The following is a 16,835-nucleotide window of genomic DNA, read 5'->3' as shown; positions in this document are numbered from 1 at the left end:
GAGGATATTATGTAATTGCAGATTATGTAGTTTTAAATTATTTATTTTTGTTTTAGCAAATTCTATGAATAGAAGGGGTTTGATTATGGATACTAAAAAAGAAAATAATTATGAAAATTATATTTGTGTGGGTTCATCAAATGTATCAAATGCGATGAAAATGTATTTAAAGGAAATTGAGGAATACAAAATGTTGTCAGCGGGAGAAGAGGTAGAGCTGGCAAAGGAAATAATCAACTCATCTTCAGTAGCAAAGGAAAAGTTTATAAATTCAAATTATAGGTTGGTAGTGAGCATAGCAAAAAGATATAAAAGAGATAGTATTGATATGCTAGATTTAATTCAAGCGGGAAATATAGGACTTATAAAAGCAGTAGAGAAGTACGATTATAAAAAAGGATACAAATTTAGCACTTATGCCACATGGTGGATAAAACAAAGCATAACAAGATATATTGATGATTGCGAAAATACTATTAGAATACCTATACATCTTCACCAAAGAATAAATTTTGTAAAGAAAAAGAAACAAGAACTTTTAAATGTATTATTAAGAGAACCAACTGTAGATGAGATTGCAGATGCTTGTGGTCTTGAGGTTGAGAAAGTATTGGAATTATTAAAACGAGATAAAAATGTTGTATCTTTGGATACACCATTAAAAGAAGATGAAGATAGTAGTTTAGTTGAATTTATACCATCAGATGCTGATTTTAAAGATGTTGTAATGTATGAAGTGGAACAACATAATTTAAAAGAAAAAATAGAAGAATTACTTACAGGTCTTGGAGAACAAGAACAGCAGGTTTTGAGAATGAGATTTGGCATTGATGATGATGACCCTAAGACATTAGAACAGATTGGAAAAGTGTTTGGAGTTACTAGAGAAAGAATAAGACAAATAGAAGCTAAAGCAATAAGAAAATTAAGACATCCAAGTAAATTAAAACAATTAAAGCATTTTTATTAATATTTTAAAGCTAATATAAAAGAAAGTAGGAGAAAGATTCTCCTGCTTTTATTTTTTCTTTTGTTATACTTACGCATAGTCAATAATGGTTTTTCAATAGGAAAACATGAAGTTAATAAAATAAAAATTACTTCTACATTACTTTAACTTGTAGAAAAGTTGAGTTTTTACTAGCTTAGTGACGATTATTAATAATCATATTGATATATTTTCTTTAAAATGCACTTATATATTTCTGTTAAGTATTCTTCATTGAGGAGAATACTTTTTTAAATTTTCTTTAAATGAATAGTTATTTAGTAAAAGTGATTAAAATTTTTCAAAATAGATAAAATATGTTAAAATATAACTTAAAAATGATTATATATTTTCCTTATGTGGAGATTATTAAGTTATAAGAAATGAATAAAATGAAATTTGAATATATAACCAATATAAGTGTTTTTGTTTTACCAAGATTAGAAAATAATAACTCCATTTCTGTGAGCTCAATTAAATTTATACTATTAGATTTAAATTGTAATTATAGAAAATGTTGTAGAAATAAAAAACATGAAGGTAATATTATTTATGATATATTAAAAAATAAACAACTACTATTATCTTTGTAAAATGTAGGAATAATATATTAAATTATATATAATAGGCTGGCTTTTACTGAACTAAAAGAAGTGTGTTAGAAGTGGAGTGATAAAATGAGCAAGGTAGCTAAAGCAACTTTTTACTTGATGATAGTTACTGTAATATCTAAGATTCTTGGCATGGGTAGAGAATTAGTTTTATCGTCAATTTATGGAACAGGTTTGTATACAGAAAGTTATTTGACAGCTATGAATATACCAAATATTATATTTGCAGCAATAGGAACTGCTATAGTTACTACTTTTATACCAATGTATCAAGATATAAGTAGTAAACAAGGTGAAAAACAAGCAGTAAAATTTTTAAACAATGTTTTAAATATAATAGTTGGTATATGCATAATTGTAGCTATACTGGGTGTGATTTTTTCAAAACAACTTGTGAGTATATTTGCTATAGGATTTGAAGGCGAAAGATTTGAGCTTACTGTAAAATTTACTAAAGTACTTATAACAGGAATAATATTTATAGGTATCACTAGTGTTATGTCAGCATTTTTACAAATAAAAGAAAATTTTATTATAGTTGGATTTGGTAGTATCCCCTATAATATAGTAATAATTATTTCAATAATGATAAGTACCGTATTTGGACCATATGTACTTCCAGTTGGTGCTGTAGTTGCTATGATAGTTCAGCTACTTTTTTACCTGTTTTTTGTTAAAAAAACAGATTACAAATATTCATTTTACTTAGACTTTAAAGATGATAGTCTTATAAAATTGCTGACATTACTTTCACCAGTGTTTATAGGTGTTGCTGTTAATCAAGTAAACTCATTAGTTGATACAACTTTAGCATCTACATTAGTTAAAGGTAGCATACCAGCACTTACTTATGCAGATAGGCTAAATGGTTTTGTTACAGGGACATTTACAGCCTCAATAGTGTCTGTTATGTATCCCATGCTGTCGAAATTAAGTGCAGAGAATAATCAAAAAAAATTTACAAGTTCAGTTAAATCTAGTGTCAATATGATAATAATTTCTATGATTCCTATTTCAGTTGGGTCTATTGTTTTTGCAAATCCAGTTGTTAGAGTTATATTTGAAAGAGGAGCTTTTGATGCTAGAGCAACTCAAATGACAGCAACTGCTTTAGTTTTCTATGCAGTTGGAATGACTGCATTTGGACTTAGAGATATATTAGGTAAAGTTTTTTATTCATTACAAGATACAAAAACACCTATGGTAAATGGTATTATATCTGTTTGTGTAAATATAGTGCTAGATTTAATTTTAATAAAACCTATGGCTCATGGTGGTCTTGCTCTTGCAACTAGTTCATCATCAATTGCATGTATATTGTTACTTTTCCTAAATTTAAGAAGGAAAGTAGGTTATTTTGGACAAGATAAGATAATAAAAGCAACCTTAAAATCATTAGTAGCATCAGTTATTATGGGAATTTTATCATATTTTACGTATAAATTTATATTTGGACTTTTAGGAGTAGGTAGACTTAACGAGTTAGTATCATTAACCATTTCAGTAATAGTTGGAGGTGGAATTTATACATTACTAATGACCATTTTTAAAGTTGAAGAAGTTGATATGATATTAAATATTGCCAAAAGAAAGTTACACTTAAAAAACTAGTTTAACTATATTAATTATATATTTAGGAGGATTTTATGAAACACATATTAAAAACGGTAGACCATACTATTTTAAAGGCTACAACGACATGGGAAGATATTAAGGTTTTGTGTGATGAGGCTATAAACATGAATGTAGCATCAGTTTGTATATCACCATCATATGTAAAAAGAGCAGCAGAATATTTAAATAGTAAAATAAAGGTATGTACAGTAATAGGATTTCCTCTAGGATATCAAACCACTGCAACAAAGGTATTTGAAGCTGAAGATGCAATTAAAAATGGAGCAGATGAAGTTGATATGGTTGTAAATATTTCAGACATTAAAAATGGAGACTATGAGAAGATAGAAAATGAGATAAAAGAAATAAAAGCAATTATTGGAGAGAAAATATTAAAGGTTATTATAGAAACATGTTATTTAGAGGAATGTGAAAAAGTAAAGATGTGTGACATAGTAACAGTGTCTGGTGCAGATTTTATAAAGACATCTACTGGAATGGGAACAGGTGGAGCTACTTTGGAAGATATAAAGCTTATGAAAGAGCATGTTGGAAAAAATGTTAAGATAAAGGCTGCTGGAGGTGTTAAATCGATTTCTGATGCAGAAAAATTTATAGAGGCAGGTGCTGAAAGATTAGGTACTAGTTCAATATGTAAAATATTAAAAAATGAAGATATAACAGGTTATTAAAACTATTGATTTATGGATAAATCAATAACAATTAGACACTAGTTTAATTATAAATTTATAAAACAAAACAACAGAGGGAAATTTCCCTCTGTTTTTTTATTTAGTATTGACAGAGAAGATTTTATAATATACTATAGTTATATAGTTAGTTACTTAAGTAATTAACCAACTTAGAAAGGAGGAATCTATGAAATTAATATTAAATAATGAAGAACCCATATTTATTCAAATAGCACAAGCAATTGAAGATGAAATATTATCAGATGGTATAAAAGAAGAAGAACAGGTTCCATCAACAACTGAACTTTCAAAGCTTTATAAAATTAATCCTGCTACAGTCTTGAAAGGAATAAATACATTAGTTGATAAGAATATTTTATATAAGAAGAGAGGGATAGGAATGTTTGTATCAGAGGGAGCAAGAAGTATAATAAAAGAAGTTAGGAAAGAAAACTTTAAAAATAATTTTATAAAAAATCTACTTCAAGAAGCAGATAAATTAGAAATAAACAGAGAAGAATTAGTTGATATTATAATAAATTTTAAGGGGGAGTAATGTATGAGTAGCTCTATTAGGATAAAAAATTTATCTCATAGCTTTAAAAAACAAAAGATTTTTGATAACGTGTCTCTGAATTTTGAAGAAAATAAAATATATGGTTTATTAGGAAAAAATGGTGCTGGGAAAACTACATTATTGAATATAATAGTAAATCAATTAATTCAGAATGAAGGAGAGATAGAAATTTCAGGAAAAAATATAAAAGAAGATTTAAAAGTATTGGAAGATATTTGTATTGTAAGAGAAAAAGAATTTTATAATTCAGATTTTAAAGTAGGTCAAATATTCGAGTTTTCTTCTAGCTTCTATAAAAATTATGATAAGGCATTAGAAGAAAAACTATGTAAATATTTTGATTTAAATATAAAGAAAAAGTATAGACAATTGTCTAGGGGAATGAAGACTATACTTTCAAATATAATAGGAATTTGTTCCAATTCAGCCATCACTATATTTGATGAACCAACAATTGGCCTAGATGCAGTAAACAGGCAAGAATTTTATAATGTAATCTTAGATAATTATATAAAAAATCCAAGAACGATAATAATATCAACTCATTTGATTGATGAAATAGATGATTTATTAGAGCATGTAATAATATTAAATGAAGGTAAGATTATTATAGATGAAGATATTGATACTATAAAACAAAAAGCTCATTATATTACTGGAAGCAGAGAAGAAGTAGAAAAGTTAGAAGCAATAAGAAATGTAAAGCCTAAGAAATCATTTGGAAATACAGTTGCCTACTTTTACTATGGTGACTTTAGTAAAAACGATGAAAATATAATTGAAAATTCAAATATAGATGTAGGATACATAGGATTACAAGATATGTTTGTAAGTATGACTAAAAAGGAGGTTTTGTAATTGAATGAATTAAGACCATATATGAAATTTTTTAATAAAAATACAAAACTATATATAATTTTATTTTTGGTAATGGGTGCTTTTTTAAATGTTTTACCACTTATTATTGTAACTTTTGCTAATTTGCCTAAACAAGACTTATCATCTTTCACAACGCCACTTTTAAACTATATAAGTATACTAATATTTGTATATGGAATATCCATAGTAAATAAAGATTTTTCAGGAGCTTTAAGTATAAGGGCAGATAGAAATAATTGTATAAAAGCTATTATACTAACCTTAATTATTTTGTCCTTTGTTCTTTCTATTATAAGTATAGTTTTAATATTTTTATCAAAGTTATCTATGGAGTTTATAACTGGTTATAAGGTGGATATATTATCTTTACTGAAACAAGATTTACTTTGGACTTCTATACCCATGATAATAGAATCATCAACAGCAAATATGCCACTAGCTTACTTAAATTATTTTATAAATTTATGTATTAGTGAAATGTGTATAGGTTTGATAGGTGCTTTGTTGGGTGCTTTTACATATAGAGTTAGAAAAGCTACTAGCTTTACTCTATTGATAGGATTACCAATATTGATATTAATTTATGTAGTTAACTTTGCAATTAAACATACACAAAAAATGCTTATACATTTAGATAAAATTATTATTTTATTTGCAAATCCTTCTGTTTTATTAGGGTTAAAAGTAGGAGCCATATTTATTTGTATAGCCTTAATAATATTACTACTTAGAAGAGCTCCAATCAAGGATTATGCAAATGATTTATTATAGTTAAAATAAAAATTACCTTAAAAGTAGATTTAAATAGTACTAGTAAAAAGCCCTTAAAAACCATTTGTTTTGGATTTTAAGGGCTTTAATTTCATTGCAAATATAAAGTTTCTAAAGTGAAATTTGAATACGGTTACTTTAAGCTAGCTTTATTAACTTTAACAAGTATATTTTACTAATACTTATATTTACTCTTATATTTTTTTATAAACAATATAGATATAAATATAGTTATAATTTCAGCAAATGGAACAGTAAGCCACAATCCATTTAGATGCAATATAGGAGGAAGAATTATAATTCCTATAATTACAAAAACAAAGGCACGACTAAAAGATATAATAGCTGAAATTTTTCCGTTGTGAAATGCTGTGAAAAATCCTGATGCAAATATATTTATGCCAACAAATAAAAAAGCAAAAGCAAATATTTTTAGACCTTGTAAAGCTAAACCAAATACTCCATTATCAGGATTTACAAAAACTCTAACAATAAGTGGTGCAAAAACTAACGCTACAATAAAAACTAAAATAGAAGAAACAAATATAAATTTTAAAGAATGTTTAAATGTTTCTTTTAACTTATCGCTATTTTCAGCACCAAAATTATAACTTATCAATGGTGATACTCCAGCAGCAAAACCTAGATAAACCGATGTCATCAAAAAGTGAGCATAAAGTACTATAGTAAGAGCTGCAAGTCCAGTTTCTCCTGCTAATCTTAAAGCAACTATATTAAATAAGAATGTTGTAATTCCTGTAGATAATTCTGTAACCATTTCAGAAGAACCATTTATCATTGTATCTCTTATAAGTCTAAAATCAATTTTCGGTTTTTTTAGTTTTAATGTAGACTTACTTGATAAGAAGTAGGCTACACCTAAAATACAAGTTAAAATGATACCTATAGCAGTTGCAACAGCAGCACCTAGAAGACCCATTCCAAAATATTTAATAAACACGTAATCTAATATTATATTTGTTACACCTCCAATTACTGATAGAAATAAACTAAATTTAGAGTTTCCATCAGTTCTTGCAAAATATTCAAATATAAATTTTAAAATATAAAAAGGTGTACATAAAATCATTACTTTACCATAAGTTATACAATAAGGTAGTAGTTTATCAGTTGCTCCAAGTAAAATAGATATTTCTTTGACAAAAAAATACGAGATTACTGTGAATAAAATTCCAATAATCAATGAAAATAAAACTATAAAAGAAAATGTAGAATTGGCTTCATCTTGTCTATTTTCCCCCATACGTATAGAAACTATGGCTCCTCCACCAGTTGCCATCATTATTCCAAAACCACAAACAAGGTTGATTATGGGTAGTACAATATTTATACTGGCAAGAGCATCTGAGCCAACTAATGTTGACACAAATATACCATCTATTATTGTGTATAAAGATATAAATACCATGGATATAATTGCAGGAGAAACAAATTTTAGAAATTCAAAGGTAGTGAATTTTCTTGTAAATAAATTTTCCATAAATTTTACCTCCTTTTATTACTCTCTATATATAATAAAGTATATAGTAACTATATAGTCAAGAAAAACTTTGTTAATACTATAAATGGCTTTAAATCAATAATAACTTATGTTAAGTAGGATTTATAGAATAGCGATTAATGAACTTTTATTGAAAGAATAATTATATTGTATTGAAAAGATAATTATATCTTAAGAAAATCTTTAGAAATATAGGTATATAATCTTAAGTTTTACAGTTTATCATATATATAAGATTTTGTTTGATAAGAAGTATATTTTAGTAACTATATATCTTCAATATAGTTTTCTTTAGGTTAGCTATTATTTATTAAATATAATAACTATAGTATAGAGGATGGGTTACTCTTATTTCAATCAACAATTTTATATATTATATAGATATTAGGAGTGTGAAGTATGAAAAGGTTTTTTGTATTAGTTTTAGGATGTGTTTTTGCTTTAGGTATACTTTCTGGTTGTAGTAAAAAAGAGTCTAAGCCTATAGACACAAGCAAAAAGAATAGTGAATGGTTCTCTAATCTAGAAACAAAAGATGTAGATGGAAATAAGGTAACAAAGGAGGTGTTTTCAAGTAAAGACCTTACACTTATTAATGTTTGGACTACTTGGTGTGGTCCATGTGTAGGTGAAATGCCAGAACTTGAAGCTTTATCAAAAGAATATGAAAGTAATAATTCAAATGTAGCTATAAAGGGATTAGTTGTAGAAGTTGATGGAGCTGATATGAAAACTGGTCTTTCAGATAAAGAGAGAGACTTAGTTAAAGATATTATGAAAAAATCAAATGCTACCTATCAACAATTAACAGTATCTGAAGGTTTGAAAAAGACTGATTTTAAAAGAATTATAGAGTTTCCAACAACTTATTTTGTAGACAAGAACGGAAAATTTGTAGGTGATAAAGTTGCAGGTGCAAATAGCAAAGAAGAATGGAAAAAAATTATAGACGAAAGATTAAAGATGGTAAAAAGTAATGAGTAACTTTATTAAAGAAAATAAAAAAGGTATTTCTATTATTGTAATTGGTATTTCATTTATTGTATTGGGCGTATATCGTGGAGAAGCAAATGTAGTATTAACTAAGGCAATTATGATTTGCCTTGAATGTATTGGTATTGGTTAGGAGAGCAATCATGAAGTTATTATCAAAAATAAACAATAATATAAGACTTATTACTCAGGTTGCATTTACAGCATTAACAAATGGATATATAAATGGTTTTTTGCAAGGGACTATTTATGGTGGAGAAAGCAAAAACTTGTGTGTACCTGGATTAAATTGTTATTCTTGTCCAGGGGCACTAGGTGCATGTCCGATAGGTTCACTACAAGCCGTTTTATCAAGTAGGGATTATAAATTTTCATTTTATGTTGTGGGTTTTTTAATGGTATTTGGAGCTTTTTTTGGACGTTTTGTTTGTGGATGGCTTTGTCCTTTTGGACTTATTCAAGATTTATTATATAAAATACCATTTCCATTAAAAGTAAAAAAAGTTTATGGTGATAAATATTTAAAATATCTAAAATACATAGTTTTAATAGTTTTTGTAATTATTTTACCAATTACTATTGTAAATGTAGCAGGTGGTGGGAATCCTTGGTTTTGTAAGTGGATTTGTCCTTCAGGAACACTATTAGGTGGGGTACCTCTTATTTTAGAAAATGAAAGTTTAAAAGAATCCATAGGATTCTTATTTAGCTGGAAATTAAGTATTTTGATATTGATTTTATTAATGTCAATAATGATTTATAGACCATTTTGTAGGTACTTATGTCCTTTAGGTGCAATTTATAGTTTATTTAATCCTATTTCAATATATAGATTTAAAATTGATAAAGATAAATGTACAAATTGCACAGCATGTCAGGCAAAATGTAAACTTGATATTCCAATATATGAAGATGTAAATAGTTTAGAATGTATTAGATGTGGTGATTGTATAAAGGCTTGCCCTCAAGATGCAATTACTACAACTTTTTCAAAGAATATAAAGGATAAATCAATATCTTTAGAAAAATATAAGGAGAAATAATTTAATGAAGAAAATTACTATATGTATTATGATGTTTGCAATCTCAGTATTAGTATTAACTGGGTGTAATAATGACAATAAAATAAAAAGTGAAGTAGATAATATGTTTAATGCAATAAAGACTCAAGATTCTGATAAAGTAGATAAATATTTTCCCGAATCAGGGTTAGGTAATCTTGTATATAGCGATAAAGAAGGATTTAAAATGTATTCTAAAAATATGTCTTGGAAAATTGAAGATATAAAGAAAAAAGGCGATAAAGTTATTGTAGCTTTAAAAGTTAATAATACAGATATGGTTTCTATATTAAAAAAGAATCCTCCTAAATTAGGAGAAATGATGCCTAATCCAACGATGAAAGATATTGATTCTGCAAATAAAAAAGAGTTTACAATCTCTTTAGAACTTGTTAAGTCTGGGGATAATTATATATGTAAAGCTAGTCCTGAGTTTGCAATGAAACTTTTAAATGTAATCACTGGAGGAGGTACAGATTATCTAGCTGAATATAATAAAGATTATTTTAAAAAACTTGATGGAGAACAAAAAAATTAAATTTCTAGATAAAATATACTCAATAATTTATTAAAATTATGGTCAATATGTAGATATTTATTATGTAAAAGTTGTTTCTTATAAAAATAAAGATGCTAATAAAGAACATGATTGGCAATATAAATATTTACTTGAATTATATAAAAATCAAAACAAGTAAATATGTAATATAAATAATATAATAAAAGTGGCACTTAATAAGTGCCACTTTTATTATATTATTTATATTTATTTATCAGAGTTTATGCAGCTTTTTTATATGTTATAAATGGATTGTATTGGTTTAAAAAATTAAGTGCTATAGTAATTATAAGTTTTAGATTTTAAGTTTTAGGCTTGATACATGGTATAAAGGATGATTCATATATTTTTCATAATTAGAACGAAGAATAAAATTATGTGTAGCTATGCATATTTGTTCTCCAGTATCATTGTTTAATTCAATTCCTAATTCTTTACTCGCTTCTTTAGGAAATCCAATATGACCTTCATTTTTAATTGTATTAATAACTTGTTGAATGTTCATCATTTCATTATCTTGAATAGATATATCAGGTCGCTCTTGATAATTATCACTTACTAATTCAGGATATAGTGCTAACATATTTGATGTTTCAATCCAGCCTGCGTGAAAATCGTTTGGAAATAATTTGATTTTTTCTTCAACAGAATTAGAAAGTTTTTTCAAAATTCTTTTTTGCTCATAATTAAAAATTGAGCCCATAGGTGCAATGGAAATTATACCATATTCTTTGTTGATTGATTCACAGGCTTGTTCTACAGCGATTGTATGTAATGGGTCAGCATGAGCAGATATAACAATGATATTTTTAACACCCCATTTGACTATATTCTCTAATGTACTATAAATTATTTTATAAATTAATTCACGGCTAACATGAATATTACCTGGGAAAGTTCCCATATCTGCAAATCCCAAAGGTATTATAGGAAGCTTTCCATAACAATAACTAGGTAAAATTGAGTCTAGTTTATCAATTGCAAGGTTAATCCACTCATCTGTTTCATAAATATCCACTCCTATTGGTAAGTGTCTACCATGTTCCTCAATCGGAGCTATACCAACAAATACTACTAGTTTTTCTTTGTCTAAATTTAAAATATCTTCCCATGAAAGAGTAAGTAAGTTATAATTCATAGTCTTGAACCTCCTGAAAATTTATTTTATTAGTGATGCTATTTTTTATAGGAATAATAATTGATATTAATATGTATATATACTACTTTATATAAATAGTACTATATATGCATAATGATGTCAAGAAAGAAATAATTTTGTTTTTCAAAATAATGACGATTTTTTAATAATTGTTAAACAAAAAAAGTAGTAGATATTTTGATTATTAAGGTAAATAGTATGTAAGAAAATTGGAATATAGAAAATTTAAGGATAAGGTAAAAGTGATAGAGAGAAAATTCCATATAGAATTTTCTCTCTATCACGTATGTAAGTAGACTATGTAACATTATTTTATTATTTATGTAATTATTTTTGTTTACAGATGTATTTTATAGACCAAGATTTTCTCCAACCAATATTACTTTTATCTTATTTGCTGGACGACTAATCCTTGTAGTTACCATATATGCACAAATACTTTCAGGACTTGTACAATCTATACAACTACCATTAATATAGCAAGGAGTATTAACATCTTGAAAACGCTGTACAACTGCTGGTGCAGCAATTGTTCTAGCTCTTTGTATTGCATCATCAATATTTTTTACAATCTTATTCATGCCAGCAACAACTATAACATTTTTTGGTCCAAAAATCATTGCAGCTACTCGATTTCCATTTCCATCAATATTAAAAAGCTGACCATCCTCACTAATAGCATTACTACTCATTAAAAAAGTATCACATAAAAGTGCTTGACGCATAATTTCTGTTCTTTCTTCTGGGCTTTTTGCCAAATCTCTATCAATAACTTCATATCCTTTATTTTTAACAGCAATTTGCACTCCCATTTCCTTAAGCGTTTCAGAACCTCCCCATGAGACTGTGTGATTTTGAGGAATTAAATCTAAGATTTGTTGTAAAGCATCGTTTTTGGTTTTACAATAATAAGCATCAAAATAGCGTTTTTTAAGAGCTTTAACTATGTTTGGACCTAACTTATCATAACGTTTTTCTAATGGTGTTTGTCTTATCATACTAAAATCACTCCTGTATTTAAATTTTAAGGTTGTAACTATTATGCTAATTAAATTTACCTAATAGATGATTGTATAAAACCAATTTTATTATTAACATTTTCCTAAAATTATGAAAATAGTTACAATATAGTTATAACACAAATAAGTTTTTATTATAAGAGGACTGTTATTAATTTTTAGTAAATAATCAAGTGGAAAAATAGTTCTGTTAAGAGTTCTTATTTTAAAACATATATAGAATAATGTTGTAAGTTGTAGCTGATTATATGATTTTTTGTCACAAATATTTATTATAAATAAATGACTTAAGCTCTATTGAATAATAAAAAAGTAAAGAAGCAGTCTAGATGCATCTTTACTTTAATTAGTTTCATAAAGAATATTTTGTTTTATAAAAAATAGTCATTTTAATCTATAATTATTAAATTAATATTTTTCTATTTTATATTATTCTTTATAAATAATAATATTCTTATTTTAAAATATAGACTTATATATAATTTTATATTATATAAATTTGCTTACACTTTTTTAATTACATATTTTTGTAGTTCTCCAATATTCTGATATAATGATTGGCTTCTCTTAAAACATGGTCTGCTAAAAGTGGCAATATTATAGATTTTATTTTACATTGTTCTATTCCAGATACTCCAGCCTCTTTAAAATCTTTAAACTCAACTGTTTCATCTAGAGTTTTATCTGTCATACTATCTATAGTAGTATCATTCATTTTATTTGTCTCTTCTATTAATTCCTTAAATTTTATAGCAAACTCATTTGAAGTATTGATTAGTTCATTTTCAGATGGGTCAAGTAATCCTCTCATAAACAATGCATGTTCCATCATAATTTGGTCCCAAAATAATTCTATCTCTTTAAAATCCTTTGAATCAATATCCATTTTATTTTCTAGGTCAATTACATAGGAACGATATAAGTTAGCTTCATGTATTATATGTTCAATAAGCAGAGGGTAATTTGAGGTAAATAGATTGCATGATAGCACTCCATCTAGAACTCTTTCTTTTAGATTAATAAGTCCATCAAGTAATTTTAGTGAATCTGAGTTAAGCTGAGCTACATAATTTACTAAGTCTTGACTAACTTGTGGATTTACACCACTCTGTAAATTTAATTCTCTTGTGGTTATGTTTTGATTTATTTCGATTCCTGTAAATTCCTCTGTCTTTTTTTCTGCATCCAATGTGTGACTAGTGACAATTTCTTCTGAGTATAATATATCAGGTCTAATTACACCATTGCTAGCACTAACAGCGTATGATAATAATTCCTCAAATTGGTTTTTATAGTGGTCAGCTTCTAAAGCAAGATTGTAATCTTTAGATGTAAATCCTGCTTCTAAAAAAAGAGAATGCTCTTTCATAATTCTTGAAAAAAATAAATGTAATTCAAGTGATAAAATAACATATTTTTGATTATCTATCATAATTTCCTCCCTTTAGAAAGTATCTTGTTTATAATACTTTATTCTTAATATTTGATTTTATGTATATTAGAAATAAATTAATTAAATTCTTTTGTTATTAATTTTAATATTTATTATTAAATTTTAGTTTTGAATGTATAACTTTTGGATAAAACTATTAAAACTAAAATATATAAAAGTAGGCAAGAAGAATCTTATATAAAATTCTTTTTGCCTATTTAATATACTTGATTTTATGCCAAACCACATTCACATAATAAAATCATTATTCTATGGAGACATGACTCCACAGTATCTTCGCCATATTTTTTAATAAAATCATCAATTTGAGTTTCTATAAATGAATAGTATTCTTTTAAATTAGCAATATATGCAGTCATTATATGGACACATTCATCAATTTTATCTTTAAACACAATCAATCCCCCTAAAAAACGAAAAATTAAAATATTCAGTAAATGGCATGTATTATTTCATTTGAAAACCTATATAGTATGATATATTGTCTAAAAGTATTTTACAAGTGAGTATGTAAAACTGGTTGTTATAATTGCAAAACTGGATAGATGTTTTATTATATTTTCACGAATAAGAAGTCCAGTAAGAGGTTGTGCAAATCCATTATCAAGTATATTTTTTATATATCATTTAAATTGGTAAATAGGATATTGATGTATTTTTTTTAATCAACTATAATTTAAAATATGAAGTGATAAATTTCCCAAGTAAATTAGGCTATTTAATGTATATATAAAAATGATAAGTAATCCTCTGTAATAAAAAATAATTTTGGAAATGTTGTTATAAATAATAGTAACAATGAAGGAGGCATGTATATGAACAAACATAACCTTGAAATTATATTAAATCAGATAAAGATTAATATATATATTACAGATATTCATACCAATAAAATTATTTTCATGAATAAAAATATGAGAGAAGAGTATCATAATTTAGTTCCAGAAGGAAAAGTTTGCTGGGAAGTATTATATCCTGAAAAAAATATTCCTTGTAGTTGTTGTAAGATTTCAGAATTACTAGAGAGCAATAAAAAAGGAGTATCAATAAAATGGTATGAAAAATGTAATAAGTTAAATAGAGTCTTTGAGAATTATGATAGTTTAATTACATGGTATGATGGGACAACTGTTCATATACATCAATCTATAGATATTACAAATTCTATAGCTTTAAACAAACAAGTTAAGATTGATGAGTTTTGTAAAGTATCAGATAACAATGAAAAAAAAGAGAACTTTAAGTATTTAAATACGTCAAGAGATAAATTTGATTATGATTCCACTTTACTTTATGATGCTCTGATTAGAGGTACAGATGAATATATATATATATGTAATTTAAAAACAGGAGTGTTTCGATATTCACCATCACAAGTTGAATTATTTGATTTACCAGGAGAAATTGTGGAAAATCCACTTGTCTATTGGAAAAAAATTGTACATCCAGAAGATTGGTCTCGTTTTTATAAGTCAAATATGGAAATAGGTAAAGATTATATGGATTATCATACAGTTGAATTTAGAGCTAAAAATCGTAGTGGAGAATATATCTGGTTAAAGTGTAGAGGGCAACTAATGCGTGATGAATTTGGAGAGCCAAGTATTTTTGCAGGAATTATGACACAGTTAGGTAAGCAAAATAAGATTGACCCATTAACACAGCTATTGAACTACTATGAATTTATGAGTGTATTTGAAGAAAAACTTTCAAATCCCATGATTGAAAAATTATGCATAATGCTACTAAATATTGATGACTTTAAGAATGTTAATGAGATGTATGATAGATCTTTTGGAGATAACATAATAAAAACTTTAGCACAATCCATAAAGTCTATTTTGCCAGGTAATGCCGAACTTTATAAACTTGATGGTGATGAAATGGGAATTCTTGTTGATAATGTTAAAGAAAATGACATTCGAATTCTATATGAACAGATACAGAATTTGATTATACATCTTCAATTGTGGAGAAAATATGGATTAAATATAACAATTTCTACTGGATGTGCTATATATCCAAAACATGGAGATACAGTAAAAGAACTTTATAAATATGCTAGCTACTCTTTACAGTATGCTAAAGAGCATGGAAAGAATAAACTTGTTTTTTCTCTGAAAAAATCTTGAAAAATAAAGTGTATTCATTGGAAATGATGTGGGAGTTGAAAGCATCAATTAATGATAATTTTCAGAGATTTAGTCTTCGATTTCAGCCACAAGTAGACACACAAAGTCATAAAATAATAGGTGTAGAAGCACTTTTAAGATGGACTAACCAGAAAGGTGAAGCAATTTCTCCTTTAGAATTTATTCCAATTTTGGAAGAAAATGATATGATAAATGATGTGGGAGCATGGGTACTTCGAATGGCATTACGTACTTGTGGTGATTGGATTGATTATAATCCTCTTTTTACAGTAAGTGTAAATATTTCAGCTGTACAAATATTAGAGGAAACGTTTATTGAGGATGTAATTAAAATTATATCTGAGGAAAATTTTCCCCAATAGATATAGTTAAAATTGATAGAGTATTTGTCAAAGACATATTAAAAAGTAAGTTTGATGCTACCTTCATATGCTTTATTGTTGCAATTTGTCATGATGTAGGAATAAGAGTGTGCTTAGAAGGAGTAGAAACACAGGAGGAGTATGATTTAGTTAAGCAAATGAAACCAGATTACATACAGGGATATTTTTTTGGAAAGCCACAAACAGCAAGAGAAATTCTAGATATTTTAAAATTAGATATCTGATACTAGTCAAATTTGCAATTTCGCATTTACTTATATAATCTATCAAGTAAATATATTTTACTTTTAACTGACATTTAACCTTTAAAATTAAAAATATACTGATTTTATTAAATAATAACTACTTGATTTAGCCAATAATAAAGAATATAGTAACTATATAGATTATAAAAAGATAAG

General features: G+C 26.5%; 18 protein-coding genes. 13 read left to right on the top strand and 5 right to left on the bottom strand.

Features of this window, described 5'->3' with window-relative positions:
• The first annotated feature begins 85 nt into the window (after window positions 1-85).
• The 6 genes from KGF41_RS09095 to KGF41_RS09070 all read left to right on the top strand — a co-directional run bounded on the left by KGF41_RS09095 (window position 86) and on the right by KGF41_RS09070 (window position 6,132).
• Window positions 86-970 carry an RNA polymerase sigma factor RpoD/SigA gene (locus KGF41_RS09095; RefSeq protein ID WP_227841904.1) on the top strand — a complete coding sequence of 295 codons (885 nt, stop codon included), beginning with the start codon at window positions 86-88 and terminating at the stop codon, window positions 968-970.
• Between the two features lie 695 nt (window positions 971-1,665).
• On the top strand, window positions 1,666-3,210 hold the full coding sequence (gene murJ, locus KGF41_RS09090; protein ID WP_227856594.1) for a murein biosynthesis integral membrane protein MurJ: 1,545 nt from the start codon (window positions 1,666-1,668) through the stop codon (window positions 3,208-3,210).
• A 35-nt stretch (window positions 3,211-3,245) separates the two neighbouring features.
• On the top strand, window positions 3,246-3,905 hold the full coding sequence (gene deoC, locus KGF41_RS09085) for a deoxyribose-phosphate aldolase (RefSeq protein WP_227856593.1): 660 nt from the start codon (window positions 3,246-3,248) through the stop codon (window positions 3,903-3,905).
• 187 nt (window positions 3,906-4,092) lie between these two features.
• Window positions 4,093-4,461 carry a GntR family transcriptional regulator gene (locus KGF41_RS09080; protein ID WP_227856592.1) on the top strand — a complete coding sequence of 123 codons (369 nt, stop codon included), beginning with the start codon at window positions 4,093-4,095 and terminating at the stop codon, window positions 4,459-4,461.
• A 3-nt stretch (window positions 4,462-4,464) separates the two neighbouring features.
• Window positions 4,465-5,340, top strand: a complete 876-nt coding sequence (locus KGF41_RS09075; protein ID WP_227827362.1) for an ATP-binding cassette domain-containing protein — start codon at window positions 4,465-4,467, stop codon at window positions 5,338-5,340.
• The gene (locus KGF41_RS09070) at window positions 5,341-6,132 is read left to right on the top strand and encodes an ABC transporter permease (protein WP_227856591.1); all 792 of its coding nucleotides are present in this window, start codon (window positions 5,341-5,343) and stop codon (window positions 6,130-6,132) included.
• Window positions 6,133-6,307: 175 nt separating this feature from the next.
• Here the strand turns inward: KGF41_RS09070 and cdeA are convergent, their stop codons facing one another.
• On the bottom strand, window positions 6,308-7,633 hold the full coding sequence (gene cdeA / locus KGF41_RS09065; RefSeq protein WP_227827364.1) for a multidrug efflux MATE transporter CdeA: 1,326 nt from the start codon (window positions 7,631-7,633) through the stop codon (window positions 6,308-6,310).
• Window positions 7,634-8,053: 420 nt separating this feature from the next.
• Here cdeA and KGF41_RS09060 point away from each other — a divergent pair, with 420 nt between their 5' ends.
• Genes KGF41_RS09060 through KGF41_RS09045 form a run of 4 tightly spaced genes read left to right on the top strand, consistent with a single transcriptional unit; the run spans window position 8,054 to window position 10,246 of the window.
• Window positions 8,054-8,638: a TlpA family protein disulfide reductase gene (locus KGF41_RS09060; RefSeq protein ID WP_227827365.1), complete on the top strand. Its 585-nt coding sequence runs from the start codon at window positions 8,054-8,056 to the stop codon at window positions 8,636-8,638.
• Window positions 8,631-8,780 carry a CD1871A family CXXC motif-containing protein gene (locus tag KGF41_RS09055; RefSeq protein WP_227827366.1) on the top strand — a complete coding sequence of 50 codons (150 nt, stop codon included), beginning with the start codon at window positions 8,631-8,633 and terminating at the stop codon, window positions 8,778-8,780. The genes KGF41_RS09060 and KGF41_RS09055 overlap by 8 nt, the downstream gene beginning before the upstream one ends.
• Before the next feature lie 10 nt (window positions 8,781-8,790).
• Entirely contained in the window at window positions 8,791-9,690 is a 900-nt protein-coding gene (locus tag KGF41_RS09050) for a 4Fe-4S binding protein (protein WP_227856590.1), read from the top strand.
• A 4-nt stretch (window positions 9,691-9,694) separates the two neighbouring features.
• Entirely contained in the window at window positions 9,695-10,246 is a 552-nt protein-coding gene (locus tag KGF41_RS09045) for a hypothetical protein (protein WP_227856589.1), read from the top strand.
• A gap of 316 nt (window positions 10,247-10,562) precedes the next feature.
• On the opposite strand, the gene KGF41_RS09040 is transcribed toward KGF41_RS09045, so the two are convergent.
• The 4 genes from KGF41_RS09040 to KGF41_RS09025 all read right to left on the bottom strand — a co-directional run bounded on the left by KGF41_RS09040 (window position 10,563) and on the right by KGF41_RS09025 (window position 14,293).
• A complete protein-coding gene (locus tag KGF41_RS09040; protein WP_227827369.1) occupies window positions 10,563-11,405 on the bottom strand; it encodes a creatininase family protein in 843 nt (280 codons plus the stop codon).
• Window positions 11,406-11,776: 371 nt separating this feature from the next.
• Window positions 11,777-12,424 carry a lactate utilization protein gene (locus KGF41_RS09035; protein WP_227856588.1) on the bottom strand — a complete coding sequence of 216 codons (648 nt, stop codon included), beginning with the start codon at window positions 12,422-12,424 and terminating at the stop codon, window positions 11,777-11,779.
• 538 nt (window positions 12,425-12,962) lie between these two features.
• Window positions 12,963-13,877 carry a DUF2935 domain-containing protein gene (locus KGF41_RS09030; RefSeq protein WP_227827371.1) on the bottom strand — a complete coding sequence of 305 codons (915 nt, stop codon included), beginning with the start codon at window positions 13,875-13,877 and terminating at the stop codon, window positions 12,963-12,965.
• 233 nt (window positions 13,878-14,110) lie between these two features.
• The gene (locus KGF41_RS09025) at window positions 14,111-14,293 is read right to left on the bottom strand and encodes a hypothetical protein (protein ID WP_227432883.1); all 183 of its coding nucleotides are present in this window, start codon (window positions 14,291-14,293) and stop codon (window positions 14,111-14,113) included.
• Window positions 14,294-14,713: 420 nt separating this feature from the next.
• Here KGF41_RS09025 and KGF41_RS09020 point away from each other — a divergent pair, with 420 nt between their 5' ends.
• The 3 genes from KGF41_RS09020 to KGF41_RS21015 are packed head-to-tail and all read left to right on the top strand — an operon-like array spanning window position 14,714 to window position 16,658.
• The gene (locus KGF41_RS09020) at window positions 14,714-16,030 is read left to right on the top strand and encodes a sensor domain-containing diguanylate cyclase (RefSeq protein ID WP_285892564.1); all 1,317 of its coding nucleotides are present in this window, start codon (window positions 14,714-14,716) and stop codon (window positions 16,028-16,030) included.
• Window positions 16,027-16,413, top strand: coding sequence for an EAL domain-containing protein (locus KGF41_RS21020; RefSeq protein ID WP_285892264.1), 387 nt, complete (start codon window positions 16,027-16,029; stop codon window positions 16,411-16,413). The genes KGF41_RS09020 and KGF41_RS21020 overlap by 4 nt, the downstream gene beginning before the upstream one ends.
• On the top strand, window positions 16,410-16,658 hold the full coding sequence (locus KGF41_RS21015; protein ID WP_413906969.1) for an EAL domain-containing protein: 249 nt from the start codon (window positions 16,410-16,412) through the stop codon (window positions 16,656-16,658). Before KGF41_RS21020 ends, KGF41_RS21015 begins: the two co-directional genes overlap by 4 nt.
• The last annotated feature ends 177 nt before the right edge of the window (window positions 16,659-16,835 follow it).

It is taken from the genome of Clostridioides sp. ZZV14-6150 (assembly GCF_020657875.1).
GTDB lineage: Bacteria > Bacillota > Clostridia > Peptostreptococcales > Peptostreptococcaceae > Clostridioides.
This window is presented reverse-complemented; position numbering and strand designations above follow the sequence as displayed.

What these genes read in the sequence shown, in the direction of transcription:
- KGF41_RS09095 (WP_227841904.1), top strand. Translation starts at nt 86, where the DNA reads ATGGATACTAAAAAAGAAAATAATTATGAAAATTATATTTGTGTGGGT.
- murJ (WP_227856594.1), top strand. Translation starts at nt 1,666, where the DNA reads ATGAGCAAGGTAGCTAAAGCAACTTTTTACTTGATGATAGTTACTGTA.
- deoC (WP_227856593.1), top strand. Translation starts at nt 3,246, where the DNA reads ATGAAACACATATTAAAAACGGTAGACCATACTATTTTAAAGGCTACA.
- KGF41_RS09080 (WP_227856592.1), top strand. Translation starts at nt 4,093, where the DNA reads ATGAAATTAATATTAAATAATGAAGAACCCATATTTATTCAAATAGCA.
- KGF41_RS09075 (WP_227827362.1), top strand. Translation starts at nt 4,465, where the DNA reads ATGAGTAGCTCTATTAGGATAAAAAATTTATCTCATAGCTTTAAAAAA.
- cdeA (WP_227827364.1), bottom strand. Translation starts at nt 7,633, where the DNA reads ATGGAAAATTTATTTACAAGAAAATTCACTACCTTTGAATTTCTAAAA.
- KGF41_RS09060 (WP_227827365.1), top strand. Translation starts at nt 8,054, where the DNA reads ATGAAAAGGTTTTTTGTATTAGTTTTAGGATGTGTTTTTGCTTTAGGT.
- KGF41_RS09055 (WP_227827366.1), top strand. Translation starts at nt 8,631, where the DNA reads ATGAGTAACTTTATTAAAGAAAATAAAAAAGGTATTTCTATTATTGTA.
- KGF41_RS09050 (WP_227856590.1), top strand. Translation starts at nt 8,791, where the DNA reads ATGAAGTTATTATCAAAAATAAACAATAATATAAGACTTATTACTCAG.
- KGF41_RS09045 (WP_227856589.1), top strand. Translation starts at nt 9,695, where the DNA reads ATGAAGAAAATTACTATATGTATTATGATGTTTGCAATCTCAGTATTA.
- KGF41_RS09040 (WP_227827369.1), bottom strand. Translation starts at nt 11,405, where the DNA reads ATGAATTATAACTTACTTACTCTTTCATGGGAAGATATTTTAAATTTA.
- KGF41_RS09035 (WP_227856588.1), bottom strand. Translation starts at nt 12,424, where the DNA reads ATGATAAGACAAACACCATTAGAAAAACGTTATGATAAGTTAGGTCCA.
- KGF41_RS09030 (WP_227827371.1), bottom strand. Translation starts at nt 13,877, where the DNA reads ATGATAGATAATCAAAAATATGTTATTTTATCACTTGAATTACATTTA.
- KGF41_RS09020 (WP_285892564.1), top strand. Translation starts at nt 14,714, where the DNA reads ATGAACAAACATAACCTTGAAATTATATTAAATCAGATAAAGATTAAT.